The organism is Mycobacterium sp. OAS707 (assembly GCF_014873705.1).
Classification (GTDB): domain Bacteria; phylum Actinomycetota; class Actinomycetes; order Mycobacteriales; family Mycobacteriaceae; genus Mycobacterium.
Genome location: NZ_JADBDS010000002.1, coordinates 694,329 through 711,090, shown reverse-complemented (window position 1 = coordinate 711,090; position 16,762 = coordinate 694,329). Strand labels below are relative to the sequence as shown.

Annotated in this window: 14 protein-coding genes; 10 read left to right on the top strand and 4 right to left on the bottom strand. The window is 66.0% G+C overall.

Translation table 11 applies throughout. The features are described from left to right. Positions 1 to 94 precede the first annotated feature (94 nt). Entirely contained in the window at positions 95 to 415 is a 321-nt protein-coding gene (locus GGC64_RS14255; RefSeq protein ID WP_192723153.1) for a hypothetical protein, read from the bottom strand. Positions 416 to 538: 123 nt separating this feature from the next. Here GGC64_RS14255 and GGC64_RS14250 point away from each other — a divergent pair, with 123 nt between their 5' ends. Both GGC64_RS14250 and GGC64_RS14245 read left to right on the top strand, forming a co-directional pair. Further along, complete coding sequence (locus GGC64_RS14250) at positions 539 to 1,207, top strand: TetR/AcrR family transcriptional regulator (RefSeq protein ID WP_192723152.1); 669 nt, start codon at positions 539 to 541, stop codon at positions 1,205 to 1,207. Further along, positions 1,204 to 1,983: an enoyl-CoA hydratase-related protein gene (locus GGC64_RS14245; protein WP_192723151.1), complete on the top strand. Its 780-nt coding sequence runs from the start codon at positions 1,204 to 1,206 to the stop codon at positions 1,981 to 1,983. Before GGC64_RS14250 ends, GGC64_RS14245 begins: the two co-directional genes overlap by 4 nt. Before the next feature lie 15 nt (positions 1,984 to 1,998). On the opposite strand, the gene panB is transcribed toward GGC64_RS14245, so the two are convergent. Beyond that, the gene (gene panB / locus GGC64_RS14240) at positions 1,999 to 2,835 is read right to left on the bottom strand and encodes a 3-methyl-2-oxobutanoate hydroxymethyltransferase (RefSeq protein ID WP_192723150.1); all 837 of its coding nucleotides are present in this window, start codon (positions 2,833 to 2,835) and stop codon (positions 1,999 to 2,001) included. A 157-nt stretch (positions 2,836 to 2,992) separates the two neighbouring features. Between panB and GGC64_RS14235 the strand changes: the two genes are divergently transcribed. The 8 genes from GGC64_RS14235 to GGC64_RS14200 are packed head-to-tail and all read left to right on the top strand — an operon-like array spanning position 2,993 to position 13,885. Then, positions 2,993 to 4,384, top strand: a complete 1,392-nt coding sequence (locus GGC64_RS14235; RefSeq protein WP_192723149.1) for a wax ester/triacylglycerol synthase family O-acyltransferase — start codon at positions 2,993 to 2,995, stop codon at positions 4,382 to 4,384. Between the two features lie 56 nt (positions 4,385 to 4,440). Beyond that, a complete protein-coding gene (locus GGC64_RS14230; protein ID WP_192723148.1) occupies positions 4,441 to 5,949 on the top strand; it encodes an alpha/beta hydrolase in 1,509 nt (502 codons plus the stop codon). Beyond that, entirely contained in the window at positions 5,943 to 6,392 is a 450-nt protein-coding gene (locus GGC64_RS14225) for a GNAT family N-acetyltransferase (RefSeq protein WP_192723147.1), read from the top strand. The genes GGC64_RS14230 and GGC64_RS14225 overlap by 7 nt, the downstream gene beginning before the upstream one ends. 56 nt (positions 6,393 to 6,448) lie before the next feature. Then, the gene (locus GGC64_RS14220) at positions 6,449 to 7,978 is read left to right on the top strand and encodes an alpha/beta hydrolase (protein WP_192723146.1); all 1,530 of its coding nucleotides are present in this window, start codon (positions 6,449 to 6,451) and stop codon (positions 7,976 to 7,978) included. Between the two features lie 57 nt (positions 7,979 to 8,035). Beyond that, entirely contained in the window at positions 8,036 to 9,376 is a 1,341-nt protein-coding gene (gene glnA / locus GGC64_RS14215; protein WP_192723145.1) for a type I glutamate--ammonia ligase, read from the top strand. Between the two features lie 53 nt (positions 9,377 to 9,429). After that, the gene (locus GGC64_RS14210; protein WP_370582097.1) at positions 9,430 to 12,396 is read left to right on the top strand and encodes a bifunctional [glutamine synthetase] adenylyltransferase/[glutamine synthetase]-adenylyl-L-tyrosine phosphorylase; all 2,967 of its coding nucleotides are present in this window, start codon (positions 9,430 to 9,432) and stop codon (positions 12,394 to 12,396) included. Beyond that, positions 12,393 to 13,028, top strand: a complete 636-nt coding sequence (locus GGC64_RS14205) for a PaaI family thioesterase (protein WP_225951736.1) — start codon at positions 12,393 to 12,395, stop codon at positions 13,026 to 13,028. The genes GGC64_RS14210 and GGC64_RS14205 overlap by 4 nt, the downstream gene beginning before the upstream one ends. Next, a complete protein-coding gene (locus GGC64_RS14200) occupies positions 13,025 to 13,885 on the top strand; it encodes a TIGR03619 family F420-dependent LLM class oxidoreductase (RefSeq protein WP_192723143.1) in 861 nt (286 codons plus the stop codon). The genes GGC64_RS14205 and GGC64_RS14200 overlap by 4 nt, the downstream gene beginning before the upstream one ends. Here GGC64_RS14200 and GGC64_RS14195 read toward each other — a convergent pair. Both GGC64_RS14195 and GGC64_RS14190 read right to left on the bottom strand, forming a co-directional pair. Continuing rightward, positions 13,874 to 15,970 (bottom strand): Ig-like domain-containing protein, encoded by a 2,097-nt coding sequence (locus GGC64_RS14195; RefSeq protein WP_192723142.1) that lies wholly within the window; start codon positions 15,968 to 15,970, stop codon positions 13,874 to 13,876. The two genes, GGC64_RS14200 and GGC64_RS14195, sit on opposite strands and share 12 nt — an antisense overlap. 128 nt (positions 15,971 to 16,098) lie before the next feature. After that, positions 16,099 to 16,527 carry a DoxX family protein gene (locus tag GGC64_RS14190; RefSeq protein ID WP_192723141.1) on the bottom strand — a complete coding sequence of 143 codons (429 nt, stop codon included), beginning with the start codon at positions 16,525 to 16,527 and terminating at the stop codon, positions 16,099 to 16,101. Positions 16,528 to 16,762 lie beyond the last annotated feature (235 nt).

Here is a 16,762-nt window from a genome sequence, read left to right as displayed (position 1 = left end):
AGTTTTCAGCGCAGCGATTCCACCCGCGTATCGCGGCTGTTACGAGTGCGTTGACTGTATTTCTATCAAATGACAGGTATTAGAGCCACTCGAGTCAGGCTCGCGGCGTCTCGTGTAGCAACCCGATCACAGCGACGACGCTCGATGCTGCCGCAAAAGCGATTTGCGCCACCATCAGTGCGTACGCCGCCCACGTCCACCGCTTCACGTGTTGAAACTTCTCCGGTGTCAGCTCGCCTTCGTGGTGAAACGGCGGGAACACGACAAGACCAACGGTTATGACGAGGGTGGGAATCAGCAGCCAGGCCGCCCACCTGTCCGAGCAGTTCGGGTTCCCCGTTTGCAGTGCAGTAGCAACAAAGGTCGCTGCGGTTGCCGCCGCGAAGGTCACCACCAGTTTGGCTGTGTTGATCACATGACGTGAATGGGCTAACTCTCGGTCATACGCCTTTTGCCGCTCCGGCGAGTGCTCGTTCACGCCAGTCCTCCCCCTTCGCCGATCTCCTGAGTATCCCAATCTCAGTGCGAGAATGGGGCCATGCGCAGCGACGGCCGTGGACGCCCGAGGCTGGAGCAGTCGCGGCGACCGGGTAAGACCGCGCGTGAGGAGATCCTCGACGCGGCAGCCGAACTTTTCACCGACCTCGGTTACGCGAGCACATCGACGCGGAGGATCGCCGATGCTGTCGGCGTTCGACAGGCCTCGCTGTATCACCACTTCGCCACCAAGGACGACATCCTCGACGCCCTGCTGACCGGCACGGTCGACGAGCCGTTGCGGCTGGCCGCCGAACTCCTCGGCGAGAAGGGCCCGGCCGCGCCACGACTGCACGCGTTGGTCGTCGCTGATGTGACCCAACTGTGCGCCAGTCGCTGGAATCTGGGCGCGTTGTATCTGCTTCCCGAGTTGCGCCTGGATCGCTTCGAACAGTTCCGGTTGCGGCGTGCCGAACTGCGCGGCCGGTATCGCAGCATCTCGGCCGAGGTCATCGCGGAGTACGACGGGCCAGCCGATGCAGACGATCTGCCGTTTCGGCTGGTCGAATCGGTGATCAACAGGCGCTCCGACGACATCGATTGCCCCGACGAGCAGCCATGGGTGATTGCCGACGGGGCACTGCGCACGTTGGGGTTCGCCGGCGACTTCGCCAAACTTCACAAGGCGACGGCCGCCCGGCTGGGGTTTGCCGATACAGTCCAGGTGTGACCGAATACGAGACCATCAAGTTCGAGCAGTCCGGGCCCATCACACGGATCACGCTGAACCGTCCAGATGCCGCAAACGGCATGAACGACACCATGACTCGCGAACTGGCCGATGCTGCCAAGCGTTGCGACACACCATCCACCAAGGTGGTCGTCATCACCGGATCGGGCCGGTTCTTCTGCGCCGGAGGGGATCTCAAGTCGTTCGCGGCCGCGCAGACCCGCGGTCCGTTCATCAAGGTCGTCGCCGACGAACTGCACCGCGCCATCTCGACGTTCGCGCGGATGAACGCAGTGGTGATCACCTCGGTCAACGGCGTCGCGGCCGGCGCAGGGTTCTCGCTGGCGGTCACCGGCGATCTGGTGCTGGCAGCGGAGTCTTCCTCATTCACGATGGCCTACACGCGCGCGGGGCTGAGCCCGGATGGCAGTTCTTCGTACTATCTGCCGCGGCTGATCGGCATCACCAAGACCAAGGAGTTGATGCTGACAAACCGCACGCTGGGCTCGCAGGAGGCGTCGCAGTGGGGTTTGGTCACCGAGGTGGTGCCCGACGCGGAATTGGCCGCCCGCACCGATCAGCTCGCCAGCCAAATGGCCGCCACCGCAAGTGAATCCAACGGCGGTGTGAAGAACCTTCTGCTGTCCACGTTCTCCGCCGGCCTCGAAGAGCAGATGGAACTCGAGGGCCGGGTGATCGCGAAGCTGGCGGACTCCGCCGACGGCCGCGAGGGCATCGACGCGTTCCTGGCGAAGCGCAAACCCGAGTTCCAGTAGCGGTAGGCGGAAGACCTAGAAGGAGTGCTCCTCGGCCGGGAACGCGCCGCTGGCCACCTCGTTAGCGTATTGCACTGCGGCACTGCGTAATTCGCCGCCGATGTCACCGAAGCGCTTGACGAACTTGGCCGTCTTGCCGCTTGTCATTCCTGCCATGTCCTGCCAGACCAGCACCTGCGCATCGCAGTTCGGTCCCGCGCCGATCCCCACGGTGGGAATGGTCAGCTTGCCGGTGATCTGGGTGGCCAGCTCGGCGGGCACCATCTCCAGCACGACGGCGATGGCGCCGGCTTCCTGAACGGCGATGGCGTCGTGAATGGTCTGCTCGGCGCCGTCACCGCGGCCCTGTACCCGGAAGCCGCCGAGACCGTTCACGCTCTGCGGGGTGAACCCGATGTGGGCCACCACCGGAATGCCGGCCTGCGTCAGCGTCGCGATCTGATCGGCGACGCGCTCGCCGCCTTCCAGCTTGACCGCGTGCGCGCCGGTTTCCTTGAGGAATCGGGTTGCGGTGGCCAGCGCCTGCTGCGGGCCGGCCTCATAGCTGCCGAACGGCAGATCCGCGACCACCAGTGCGTGCGGAGCGCCCCGCACGACGCCGCGGACCAACGGAATGAGCTCGTCGATGGTCACCGGCACCGTGGTGTCGTAGCCGTAGACGACGTTGGCGGCGGAGTCGCCGACCAGCAGCACCGGAATCTCGGCTTCGTCGAAGACGCGGGCGGTGGAGTAGTCGTAGGCGGTCAGCATGGCCCACTTGTGGCCTTCTGACTTCCACTTCAAAAGGTGATGGGTACGTACTTTGGCGCGCGGTTTGGAATCTGCAGCACCGTAAACAGTCTGCTCAGACATCATTGTCCCTCGTAGTTTCGTCGGGTCGATCCTCGTGGCCCTCTGGGTCCCCGGGTTCGTCTGACGTTCACAAGTCTGCCACTGTCGCGTCGGAAAGTTAAAAGTCCGTCAAGTGGATTTCCTCACAGTCGGCGCGACCACGCATAAGCTTCCCGGCATGCAACGGCTCAGCGGACTCGACGCCAGCTTCCTTTACCTCGAAACCGCCAAGCAGCCATTGCATGTGTGCTCGATTCTCGAACTCGACACCTCGACCATGCCGGGTGGCTACACCTTCGACCGGCTGCGCGACGCGCTGAACCTGCGCATCAAGGCGATGCCGCAGTTCCGCGAGAAGCTCGCCGACAGCCGATTCAACCCCGACCATCCAGTGTGGGTGGACGACAAGGACTTTGACGTCGACCGGCATCTGCATCGCATCGGCCTGCCCGCGCCGGGCGGTCGACGTGAGCTGGCCGAGATCTGCGGCCACATCGCTTCGCTTCCGCTGGACCGCAGCAGGCCGCTGTGGGAGACGTGGGTGATCGAGAACATCGCGGGCACCGACGCCCACGCCGGGGGCCGGCTGGCGATCATGACCAAGATGCACCACGCCGGCATCGACGGCGTCACCGGCGCCAACCTGATGTCGCAGCTGTGCAGCACCGAACCGGACGCGCCCCCGCCGGACCCAGTCGACGGCGTTGGCGATGCCAGCGGTCTTGAGATCGCGGTCAGCGGCGCAGTCAAGTTCGTCACCCGGCCGTTACGGCTGGTCAACGTGGTGCCGACCACGCTTTCGACGGTGGTGGACACCCTCAAACGCGCCCGCAGCGGGCTGGCGATGGCCGCACCGTTCGCCGCGCCCAAGACCGCGTTCAACGCCAACGTCACCGGCCACCGCAACATCGCGTTCGCCCAACTGGACCTCGAGGACATCAAGACCGTCAAAAACCACTTCGGCGTGAAGGTCAACGACGTCGTGATGGCGCTGGTTTCCGGGGTGCTGCGGAAGTTCCTGCAGGACCGCGGCGAACTGCCCGACAACTCGCTTGTCGCGATGGTTCCGGTGTCGGTGCACGAGAAGTCCGACCGGCCCGGCCGCAATCAGGTGTCGGGCATGTTCGCCAAACTGGAAACCCACATCGACGACCCCGGCCAGCGGCTGAAATCCATCGCAGAGGCGAATTCGGTTGCCAAACAACACAGTTCGGCCATCGGGGCGACCCTGCTTCAGGACTGGACCCAGTTCGCCGCGCCCGCGGTGTTCGGTGTGGCCATGCGTGTCTACGCAAGCAGTCGGCTGACAGAGGCGCGCCCGGTGCACAACCTGGTCATCTCCAACGTGCCCGGCCCGCAGGTGCCGCTGTACTTCCTCGGCAGCGAGGTCAAGGCCATGTACCCGCTGGGCCCGATCTTCCACGGCTCAGGGCTGAACATCACCGTGATGTCTTTGACCGGCAAGCTTGACGTCGGCATCGTGTCCTGTCCTGAGTTGCTGCCCGATCTGTGGGACATGGCCGACGACTTCGAAGCCGCGCTGAACGAGTTGCTCGACGCCACGAGGTAACGCTTCAAACCCCGCCTCGCCAGGGCGGATGCCCGGTCATGGCAGCATGTGAAGCCATGAACCTCAAGATCGGGGTCCTCGCGACCATCGCTGCCCTGCTACTGGCCGGGTGCAGCAACGTGGTCCAGGGACGCGCCGTCATCTCGGCGCCCCGGCCGGGCACACCGATCCAGTGGTCGCCGTGCAAGTCCGCGGCCACCGAAGTAGCTCGCATCCCCGCGGGCGCCGAGTGCGGATTGCTGTCGGTGCCCGTCGACTATTCCAAGCCCGACGGCAACGTCGCTCAGATCGCGATGCTTCGGATCAAGGCCACCGGCGACAAGATCGGCTCGCTCGTCGTCAACCCCGGCGGCCCCGGGGAGTCGGGCGTCGAAGCGGCCGCGTCGATGGCCTCGACGCTGCCGCAGCCGCTGCGTGAGCGATTCGATCTCGTCGGCTTCGACCCCCGCGGCGTCGCCAACTCCATGCCCGCGGCGTGGTGCAACTCCGATGACGACAATGACCGGCTGCGCGCGGACCCGACAGTCGAGTACACCCAGGAGGGCGTCGACCACATCGAGAAGGAGAACAAGGAGTTCGTCCAGCGCTGTCTTGACAAGATGGGCAAGGAATTCCTGGAGAACCTCGGAACCGCCAACGTGGCAAAGGATCTCGAGGCCATCCGCGTCGGCCTCGGCGACGACAAGCTGACCTATCTCGGCTACTCGTACGGCACCCGGATCGGGGCGCTTTACGCCGAGGACTATCCCGACAAGGTCCGCGCGATGATCCTCGACGGCGCCGTCGACCCCAACGCCGACCAGATCGAGGAGGAGATCCGGCAGGCCGCCGCGTTCCAGAAGGCGTTCGACAACTACGCCGCCGACTGTGCACAGCACCCCGACTGCCCGCTTGGCACCGATCCCGCCAAGGCGACGGACGTCTACAAGAGCCTGGTCGAACCGTTGGTGAAGCACCCGGCCGAGACGAGGGATCCCCGCGGGCTGAGCTATAGCGATGCGATCGTCGGGACGATTCTGCCGTTGTACTCACCGAACCTGTGGCGGCACCTGACCCAGGCGCTGTCGGAACTGCGCGACGGCACGGGCGACACCATGCTCGCGATGGCCGACCTCTACATGGGTCGCGACGCCAAGGGGCATTACAACAACTCCACCGACGTTCGCGTCGCGGTCAACTGCATGGACAAGCCGCACATCACCGACCGCGCCAAGGTGGTCGACGAGGACCGTCGCGTCCGCGAGGTCGCGCCGTTCATGAACTACGGCGAATTCACCGGCCTTGCACCCCTTGACACGTGCGCGTTCTGGCCGGTGCCCGCGACCGGCGATCAGCATGAGATCAATGTGAAAGGCCTGCCGCCGATCCTCGTGGTCTCGACAACCAACGATCCGGCAACACCGTACAAGGCAGGCGTCGACCTGGCTCAGCAACTCGGTGGCACGTTGCTCACGTTCGAAGGAACTCAGCACACCGTTGTCTTCCAAGGGAATTCGTGCGTCGACGACATCGCGACGCGCTACCTTCTGGACGTGACCGTGCCGCCGGCGAACGCCCGATGCTGACCATCACCACCGTCGGGCGCGCCGACGTCCCCGAGTTGATGCCGATGCTGCGGGCATACTGCGACTTCTATCGCGTCGAGCCCTCCGACGAGCGGTTGGGCGCGCTGGTGGCCGCGTTGATCGACGACCCGTCCGAGGGGCTCCAGCTCATCGCGCGCGATACCGACGGAACGCCACTGGGTTTCGCGACGATCTACTGGACATGGCAGACGCTGTATGCCGCCCGGGTCGGGGTGCTCAACGACTTGTTCGTGGTGCCGGCGTCCCGGGGCACGGGCACGGGTCGCGCGTTGATCGAGCGCTGTCTGGACATGTGCCGTGAGCGCGGTACCGAGAAGTTGTTTTGGGAGACGGCTCCGGACAACGCGACCGCGCAACGCCTTTACGACGGCATCGGCGCCGAAAAGTCCACCTGGCTGACCTACGAGCTAGACGCCAGATAACAGCCTGGTCACCGTTGTATCCCAGGCGCAGACCTGCGGCCGTTGCGCATGCGAACATGTTCGCCATGTGGCGGGCGGGCAGGGTGAATTCAGTGCTGCTCGCGATCTCCCTGATGTCGGCGATCGCGTGTCCTGCTGCATGGGCGTCGCCGGAAGGCGAGTCGCTGCAGCAGTACGGCCAGCCGCCGCTGTGGGGAAGCTGCGAGCGGTTCGTCGGGGACACGACACCCATTCCGACCGCACAGTGCGGGACCGTGTCCGTTCCGGTGGATTACGCCAAACCTGAAGGCGCCCAAGCGCAGTTGGCCGTGATTCGCATTCCGGCGTCGGGCGACCGCATGGGTGTGCTCGTCGTCAACCCCGGTGGGCCCGGCGCATCGGCGGTCGACACCGTCGCAGGCATGGGCGCGTCCCTGGCCAACACCGATATCACCCGCCGGTTCGATCTGATCGGCATCGATCCGCGCGGGGTCGGCCACTCCACCCCGGAACTGCGCTGTCGCACCGACGAAGAGTTCGACGCGTGGCGTCGTGAGCCGATGGCCGACTACAGCCCCGACGGTGTCGCCCACATCGAAGCCCTCTACACCCAGCTCGCCGGCCAGTGCGCCCAGCGGATGGGCAACGAGTTCCTGGCCAACGCCGGCACCGCGTCGTCGGTGCGCGACATGGACGTGGTGCGGTCGGCGCTCGGCGAGAACCAGATCAACTATCTCGGCTTCTCCTACGGCACCGAACTGGGCGCCGCATACGCCGAGCAGTACCCTGACCGCGTCCGGGCGATGGTTCTCGATGGCGCCGTCGACCCCAGTCTCGATCCGATCGCCAACAGCATCCGCCAAATGGCCGGTTTCCAAACGGCTTTCAATGATTACGCGACCGACTGCGCGCAGTCGACGGGCTGCCCGCTCGGCACCGATCCGACGAAGTTCGTCGACCGCTTCCACGAGTTGGTCAACCCGCTGGTGAACAAGCCTGGCTGGACGTCGGATCCGCGCGGCCTGAGCTATCAGGACGCGATGACCGGCACCGTCAACGCGCTCTACTCGCGACGCTATTGGCAGTACCTGACCAGTGGACTGCTCGGCCTGCAGCGCGGCACCGACGCCGGAGACCTGCTGCTGCTGGCCGATGACTATCAGCATCGCGACGAATCGGGTCACTACAAAAACCTTCAGGACGCGTTCGCCGCGATCCGCTGCGTCGACTCGGCGTACCCGACCGACCCCGCGGTGTGGGCCGACGCTGATCGGCAGATCCGTGAGGTCGCGCCGTTCATGGAGTACGGCGCCTTCACCGGGTTCGCTCCGCGCGATCTGTGTGCGATGTGGCCGGTGCCTCCGACGTCGACCCCGCACCCGGCCACCTCGCCGGGACCCGGCAAGGTCGTCGTCGTCTCAACGACCCATGACCCGGCCACCCCGTACCAGGCGGGGGTCGACCTGGCGCATCAGATGGGCGCCCCGCTGATCACGTTCGACGGCACCCAGCACACCGTGGTGTTCAACGGCGACGAATGCGTCGACACGTCGGTGGTGAACTTCTTCGTGGATTCGGTGGTCCCGCCGGACGGTCTGCGCTGCTAGCACCAAACGCAGCGCCCGTGTAACACAGATTTAACAGCGCGAACCTACGCTGCGGTCATGGATCGGCAGAAGGAATTCGTGCTGCGCACGCTGGAGGAACGCGACATCCGCTTCGTCCGGCTGTGGTTCACCGACGTCCTCGGATACCTGAAGTCGGTCGCGATCGCGCCTGCCGAACTCGAAGGCGCCTTCGAGGAGGGCATCGGGTTCGACGGGTCGGCCATCGAGGGCTTCGCGCGCGTGTCGGAAGCAGACATGGTGGCGCGCCCCGATCCGTCGACGTTCCAGGTGTTGCCGTGGACCAGTAGTTCGGGCAAGCACCACTCGGCGCGGATGTTCTGCGACATCACGATGCCCGACGGTTCGCCGTCGTGGGCCGACTCGCGGCACGTCCTGCGCAGGCAGCTGTCCAAGGCCAGCGACCTCGGCTTCTCCTGCTACGTGCACCCGGAGATCGAGTTCTTTCTGCTCAAGCCCGGCGAGGAGGACGGCTCGCCGCCGGTGCCCGCCGACAACGGCGGCTACTTCGATCAGGCCGTGCACGACGCCGCGCCGAACTTCCGCCGCCACGCCATCGACGCCCTCGAGCAGATGGGCATCTCGGTGGAGTTCAGCCATCACGAGGGCGCACCGGGCCAGCAGGAGATCGATCTGCGCTACGCCGATGCACTGTCCATGGCCGACAACGTGATGACGTTCCGGTACGTGGTCAAAGAGGTAGCCATCGGCGACGGGGTGCGAGCCTCGTTCATGCCCAAGCCTTTTGCCGAACATCCCGGCTCGGCCATGCACACGCACATGAGCCTGTTCGAAGGCGAGACCAACGCCTTCCACAGTCCTGACGACCCGCTGCAGCTGTCCGACGTCGCCAAGTCGTTCATCGCGGGCATCCTCGAGCACGCCCAGGAGATCAGCGCCGTCACCAATCAGTGGGTGAACTCCTACAAGCGGCTTGTGCACGGCGGTGAGGCGCCGACGGCCGCATCCTGGGGCGCGGCCAACCGCTCGGCGTTGGTGCGGGTGCCGATGTACACGCCGCGCAAGGCGTCTTCGCGTCGGGTCGAGGTGCGCAGCCCCGATTCGGCCTGCAACCCGTACCTGACGTTCGCGGTGCTGCTGGCCGCGGGCCTTCGTGGCATCGAGAAGAACTACGTACTCGGCCCGCAGGCCGAGGACAACGTCTGGAGCCTGACCACCGAAGAGCGCCGGGCGATGGGCTACAAGGAGCTGCCCGGCAGCCTCGGTGTCGCGCTGACCGAGATGGAGAACTCCGAACTCGTCGCGGAAGCGTTGGGGGAGCACGTGTTCGACTACTTCCTGCGCAACAAGCGCACCGAGTGGGAGAACTACCGCAGCCACGTCACACCGTTCGAGCTGAAGACCTACCTGTCCCTCTAGGCAAGTGTCCCTCTAGCTGACGCGTCGAATCACGGCTGCGCTAGTTTCGAGTGGTGGCCAAACCTGCGACGCAGCGTCCCAAGCTGCCCAGCGTAGGGCGGCTCGGGCTGGTCGAGTCCTCAGCGGCTGCGGACCTGGACCGACTGGGCTGGAACAGCGACGCGCACGTCGAGCTGTTGTGGTCGCTGTCGCGCGCACCCGATGCCGATGAGGCCCTGCGCGCGCTGGTCAGGCTGGCCGACGCCGTTGGAGCCGACTGGGCCGAACTCAACCAGGCCCTCGTCAAGGACAAGGCGCTGCGCGGCCGGCTGTTCGGGGTGCTCGGGTCCTCGCTGGCGCTCGGCGACCATCTGGTCGCCCACCCCGAGTCGTGGCGGCTGCTGGCAGGTGCGGTCACCCTGCCCTCGGCCGACGAGCTGCGGACCATGTTCGCCGCGGAGGCCGAAAAGGCAAGCGACACAACGACTGCGCTGCTGCCACTGCGGGCGCTGCACCGCGACCGGCTGCTGGTGCTGGCCGGACTCGACCTGGCGCCGACGGTCGAGAACGAACCAGTGCTGCCGTTCACCACGGTCGGCGAACACCTCTCCGACATCGCCGACGCCGCCCTCGGCGCCGCGTTGATCGTCGCCAATAAATCGGTGACAGGCGGCGGCGAGCCGCCGCGGCTTGCGGTGATCGCGATGGGCAAGTGCGGCGCGCGCGAGCTGAATTACGTCAGCGACGTCGACGTCATCTTCGTCGGCCAGACCGCAGATGCCCTCGAGACCCGGGTGGCAGGCGAGATGATGCGGTTCGCAGGCGACGCCTTCTTCGAGGTCGACGCGGCGCTGCGGCCGGAGGGCAAGCACGGCCAGCTGGTGCGCACCCTGGACAGCCATATCGCCTACTACCAGCGGTGGGCCAAGACGTGGGAGTTTCAGGCGCTGCTGAAGGCGCGGCCTTCGACGGGCGATGCCGAGCTGGGCAGGCAATACATCGAGGCGCTGATGCCGATGGTGTGGACTGCCAGCGAGCGCGAGGACTTCGTTGCCGAAGTGCAGGCCATGCGGCGGCGCGTCGAGGAACTGGTGCCCGCGGGGGTGCGGGCCCGCGAGATCAAGCTCGGCACCGGCGGGCTGCGCGACGTGGAATTCGCTGTGCAGCTGCTGCAGATGGTGCACGGCCGCAACGACGAGGCGTTGCATGTCGCGTCGACGGTCGACGCGCTGGCCGCGCTCGGCTCGGGCGGCTACATCGGCCGCGATGACGCCGCGAATCTGACCGCGTCCTACGAGTTCCTGCGGTTGCTCGAGCATCGGCTGCAGCTACAGCGGCTGAAGCGCACCCACATGCTGCCCGACGAGGACGACGACGAGGCGCTGCGGTGGCTGGCGCGCGCGGCGCATGTGCGTCCGGACGGGCGGCACGATGCGCAGGGGGTGCTGCGCGAGGAACTCAAGCGCCAGAACATGCGGGTGTCGCGGCTGCACGCCAAGCTGTTCTATCAACCACTGCTGGAATCCGTTGGCACAGTTGGCATTGCCGGAATTTCCGGTGGCATGAGCCCCCAGGCCGCCGAACGTCAGCTCGCGGCGCTCGGCTACGAGGGTCCGCAAAGCGCGCTGACCCACCTCGCCGCGCTCACCGGCCACTCCGGCAGGCGCGGCCGCGTGCAGCAGGTCCTGCTGCCCACTCTGCTGGACTGGCTGTCCGATACACCGGACCCCGATGCGGGCCTGCTCGCGTACCGCCGGATCAGCGAGGAGCTGGCCGACCACCGGTGGTACCTGTCGACGCTGCGCGACGAGGGCGCCGTGGCCAAGCGGCTGATGCAGGTGCTCGGCACGTCGGCCTACGTGCCCGACCTGTTGATGCGGGCACCCGAGGTGATCCAGCAGTATGCCGACGGACCCACGGGTCCGAAGCTGCTCGAAGTCGACCCCGACGCGGTGTCGCGGGCGTTGATCGCCTCGGCCGGCCGACATGCCGACCCGGTGCGGGCCATCGCGGCGGCGCGCACCCTGCGTCGCAGGGAGCTGGCCCGCATCGCCTCTGCCGACCTGCTCGGCATGCTCGAGGTGACCGATGTGTGCAACGCGCTGACCTCGGTGTGGGTGGCCGTGCTGCAGGCGGCGTTGGATTCGATCATCCGGGCCAACACCCCCAAGGGTGGGGTGCCCGCGCGCATCGCGGTGATCGGGATGGGCCGGCTCGGTGGGGGCGAACTCGGCTACGGATCCGACGCGGACGTGATGTTCGTGTGCGACCCCGTGGAGGGTGTCGACGAATCTGTCGCGGTCCGCTGGGCGGTGACCATCGCCGAGCAGGTCCGCACACTGCTCGGCACGCCGAGCGCAGACCCGCCGCTGGAGGTCGACGCCAACCTGCGGCCGGAGGGCCGCAACGGCCCGCTGGTGCGCACACTCGCGTCGTATGAGGCGTATTACGAGAAGTACGCCCAGACATGGGAGGTGCAGGCGCTGCTGCGGGCGCACCGCGTCGCAGGCGACCTCGATCTGGGGGAGCGCTTCCTGTTGACGATCGACAAGGTTCGCTATCCACCCGGCGGCGTATCGGCACAAGCCGTGCAGGAGATCAGACGCATCAAGGCGCGCATCGACGCCGAGCGGCTTCCGCGCGGCGCCGACCCGAACACGCACACCAAGCTGGGTCGCGGCGGCCTTGCCGACATCGAGTGGACGGTGCAACTGATTCAGCTGCGCCATGCGCACAAAGTGCCTGCGCTGCACAACACTTCGACATTGGCCACCCTCGACGCGATCGGCGCCGCCGAGCTGATCGCCGAGGGTGATGTCGAGCTGTTGCGCCAGGCGTGGCTGACCGCAACGCGGGCGCGCAACGCGTTGGTGTTGGTGCGTGGCAAGCCGACCGATCAGCTGCCCGGTCCCGGCCGCCAGCTCAACGCCGTTGCGCTGGCCGCGGGCTGGGGCAGCGACGACGGTAGCGAGTTCCTCGACAACTATCTGCGGGTGACGCGGCGGGCGAAAGCGGTGGTGCGAAAGGTGTTCGGCGAATGAGCATGGACTTCGGGTTCGATGTGATCAGTGCGCAGGAGTACGACCGTCAGCGCGTGCTCTACGAGCCGCTGACCGACGCGATCCGCCGACTCATCGATGCGGGCATCCACACCGACGTCGACGAGGCGACCGCTCGGGAGGCACAGGCCGCGGTTGAGGCGGTCGTCGCGATGCTCGAGCAGAAGAAGCGCACGGTGACGACGACGCTGCGTCACGAAGACACCGGGCGTCCCCTGGCGTGGGCCAATCCCGCTGTCGGAGTGCGTAATGCGATCGCCCCGCCGATGATCATTCACCACGAGGCCGACGGACGAGCCTGGAGCGAGTTCACCCTCAGCGGCGCGTATGAGGGGCCGCCGGGATGGGTGCACGGTGGCATCTGCGCGCTGGTGCTCGACCATATTCTCGGCGAGGCCGCCAGCGAGGGGCTGACCCAGCCGAAGTTCACCGGCACCATCAGCCTTCGTTATCTGCGCGGCACACCGCTGGGTCCGCTGCGCGCCGAGGCCTACATCGACCGAACCGAAGGCGTGAAAACCTTTGCGCGCGGCTACCTCAGCGACGCCGAAGGCACCACAGTGGAGGCAGAGGGAGTGTTCATCAGACCGGCATGGGCCAGGGACGCCGGATGAAGTTCTATGTCAGCACAGCGTTTCTGGACACCAGCGAGGTCGTCGAAATCGCCAAGGCCGCAGATGATCTCGGCTACGACGGGATGGGCATCCCGGACCATGTGATCAACCTCGAGACGCTGAGCACGCCGTACCCCTACACCAAGGACGGCAAGCGCCGCTGGGAAGCGTTCACCGACTGGCCCGATCCCTGGGTGATGATCGGCGCGATCGCGCTCGTCACCACGCGGCTGCACTTCGTCACGACCGTGTACCTGCCAGCCATGCGGGATCCGTACTCCGCTGCGAAATCGATTGGTACGGCGGCTGTTCTGGCGGGCGGCCGGCTGGAGCTCGGAATAGGCGTCGGCTGGTGCGAGGAAGAGTTCACGTTGATGGGTCAGCGCTTCGACCGCCGCGGCAAGCGCACCGACGAGATGCTCGAGTTGATGAAGGCGTTGTGGCAGCCCGGCTGGACCGAATTCGACGGCGAGTTCTACTCCGCGCCGCGACTCGAGATGGAGCCGACGCCCCCGCACATCCCGATCTACGTCGGCGGCCTGAGTGACATCGCGCTGAAGCGCGCAGCGCGCAACGACGGCTGGATCGGCGACCTGATCACCACCGATCGCGCGATCGAACGGGTCGATCGGCTCCGCGAGATGCGGGCCGAAAACGGGCTGTCGATGGATGATTTCACGATCTTGACGCCGCTGACGGATGCATTCACCCCAGAGCACTACGAACGTGCCGAGGCCAGCGGTATCACCGGGATCATCACGATGCCGTGGATGTTCTACAGCGGTCCGTCGGCGTCGCTCGCCGAGAAGATCGACGGCATGCAGAAGTTCCGCAAGGACCTTGGACTAGACACCTAGGGCGACGGTCTTGGTGACCACTCCGCCGTGGCCGTCGTCGACGGTGATGGCGAAGCGGTCGATGAATCCACCGACCGCCATGGCGCTGGGCGTGTACTGGAACAGGCCGTTGCCGAGGTCGTTGACCGTGCCGCAGAAGGGTTGTGACGCGGTGAACGTGACGGTGTCATTGTCGGGGTCCACCGCGGTCACCTGAATCAGGTGATAGCCGGCCTCGGTGATGGTCACCTGCGGCGGGTGGTTGGCGGCGCCGGAGTCGACCACAGCAACGTCGCGCGCGGTCACCTGTACCAACGACGAGTGCCACGTATCGGTGACGTAGACGCGATCCCCGCTGAGCGCCAACGCATTTGGCATGCCATGGATCGGGACGTTCGTGATGCGTCCGGTGGGCAGATCGACGATCGACAGCTTGCTGGTGAACGTGGTGTCGTAACCCTGGCTCGCCACGTACACGTGGTCTCCGTTGTCGCTGACCGCGACCGCGCAGCCGCCGACGGGCAGCGTGTCCATCACCGCGCCGGTGGTGGCGTTGATGACCGTCGTGGTGCCGGGATGGCTGGTGTTGTACGAACCCTCGTTGTTGGCGACGTAGATCCGCCTGTCGTCCGGCGAGACCGCGACCCCTGTCGGGTAGTAGCCCGCGGGGGCGATCCCGATCAGATCACCGCGCGCCGCGATCACCGACACGCTGTGGGTGGACTCGCCGCCGTAGAAGCTGTAGTCGGTGACGAAGGCCTGGCCGAGCGCGCCTGCCACCGTGTACGGGTGTCCGCCGACCTCGATGGTCCGGACCACGACTCCCTCGATGGTGTCGATCACGCTCACCGTGCCGTCTTGATTGTTGGCCACGTAGAGGTCGGCGCCGAGGACGGCCATGTGGAACGGGCGATCGCCGACCGGGATGAACGTCGTGGTGTGTTCGGTCGGGTCGATCACTGCAACCCGTCGGCCGGCCGGGTCCGCTACGTAGAGACGGCGACCGTCGGGGCCGACGACGATGCCCTCGGGCCGGAACGTGAGAGGGATCCGCGAGAGGGTGTTGTCGACAGTGCGGACCACGGTGACCGCGGCTTCGCCGACGAAGCTCGTCACGTACACCTGCTCGCCGCGCGGGCTGACCGCCATGCCCGCGGGGACGACGCCAAGAGGGATCTCGGCGGTCACGGCATACGACGGGACTGTCCTCATCGACACCAGCGGAACCGACACGGGCACAGTGACTTTGTCCCGTTTGCCCTTTTTCAGCGTGATGGTGAATTTGTCGTGCCGTTCGGCTGTCGACGCGTCGTCGGCGACCGCTCGATGCCGTGCCGTGGCGGCGGGCCGGTAGGCCCAGACGCCCGTCTTCGCGTCGATCATCACTGTGCCCTTGGCCGGCGCGCTGGCAGCGTAGGTGTATCCCTCGGCAGTGCCGCCACAGCTGCCCGTGATCACGCCGGTCCGCGGGTCCGGGCTCTGCATCGCCGAATCGGGATCCTGCGGAATGACAAAGCGGCGCGGGCAGATTGGCACGGTCACGGTGATGTACGCGCTCGCGCCGCGCGGATCGACCGCGCGGAAGCCAAGCGTTTCTTCGCCTGCCGCGGTGTCGTCGCGTTCCGACGGGTAAGGCACGTAGGTGAAGGTGCCGTCCCAGTCGATCGTCACCGAACCGCGTCGCGGGAACGGGGCATCGAGCGTGTAGGTCAGCCAATCACCGTCGGGGTCAACGATATTCGGCGAGACGGTGACCGCGCCGGTGGTCGGATCGGGCGGCCACAACCGCGGCGGTGCGACCGCGACCGGAACCTGATTGTCGTTGACCCAAGTCACCAGCGAGTCGAACGAGCCGCCGCGGCCGTCGTCGGCAATGACAGTGAAGCTGTCGGATTCGGCGTTCACCCGCGGATGTGGCGTATAGCGGAACATTCCGTATCCGAGGTCGGCGACTTCGCCGTCGCGCGGCTCGGTGAACGACAGGGCGAAGGCGGCGTCGTTCCCGACGGTCGCCTGGTAGGTGACCGCTCCGGTGACGCGATCACATGGCCCCACCTGACACACCATCAGCATCGGAGCCGCGTCGGCCCTGGACCAAGAGGTCATTGATCAATGATCGACCATTGGTTGCTGTAGGGGAATAGGGTGTTTCCCTAGATTTCAAATCTATGGGATCTGATCAGGTAATTAACGTTTCCGTCGGTTAGCTGTCTGCATTTCCTTGCGTTCGCTATTTATTGACGTACGCGACGGGCCCGCATCGAATCGAGCGCGTAGGCGCCGGGGCCGGTGAACACCAGCAGGAAGAAGGCAAAGCAGAACAGGATCGCAGGCAGGCCGCCGTTTCCGCCCATCTGTGGCGCGACGATCGGCCACAAGCCCTTCGGCTGGTGTTGCCAGAAATAGGTGACTGCCATGTGGCCCGAGGCGATGAACGCCGCGACGCGGGTGAACAGTCCCAGCAGAATCAGCAGCCCGGTGATCAGTTCGATGACGCCGGCGTACCAGACCGGCCAAGCGCCGGTTGGGATTCCGAACGCGATCGGCCAATTGAAGACATGCGATGTGCCGAACAACGTGAACATCAATGCGAACACGATGCGGAAAAGGCTCAGGACAGCGGGGGTGTATGAGTTGAGGCGTGCGTCCACTTTGGTGGTCATGCGAATGACCCTACGGGTCACGTCGTTGCGTTGTGAATCACACGCCGGACGTCGTGCGGCCGGTGGGGCATGGGAGCACCGGCCGCACGACGCGGCTCCCCCCGAGCAATGACGCTAGGGCCGAAGCGGCCGAGAGGAATCGGGCGTTTCCCTAGTCTTGCTCGAAACCATGCAGGCTGTGTTTTCGCTGTTGCAAATACATCGCGCCGTCGGGCGGTGTTGTGCCGCAACGCAA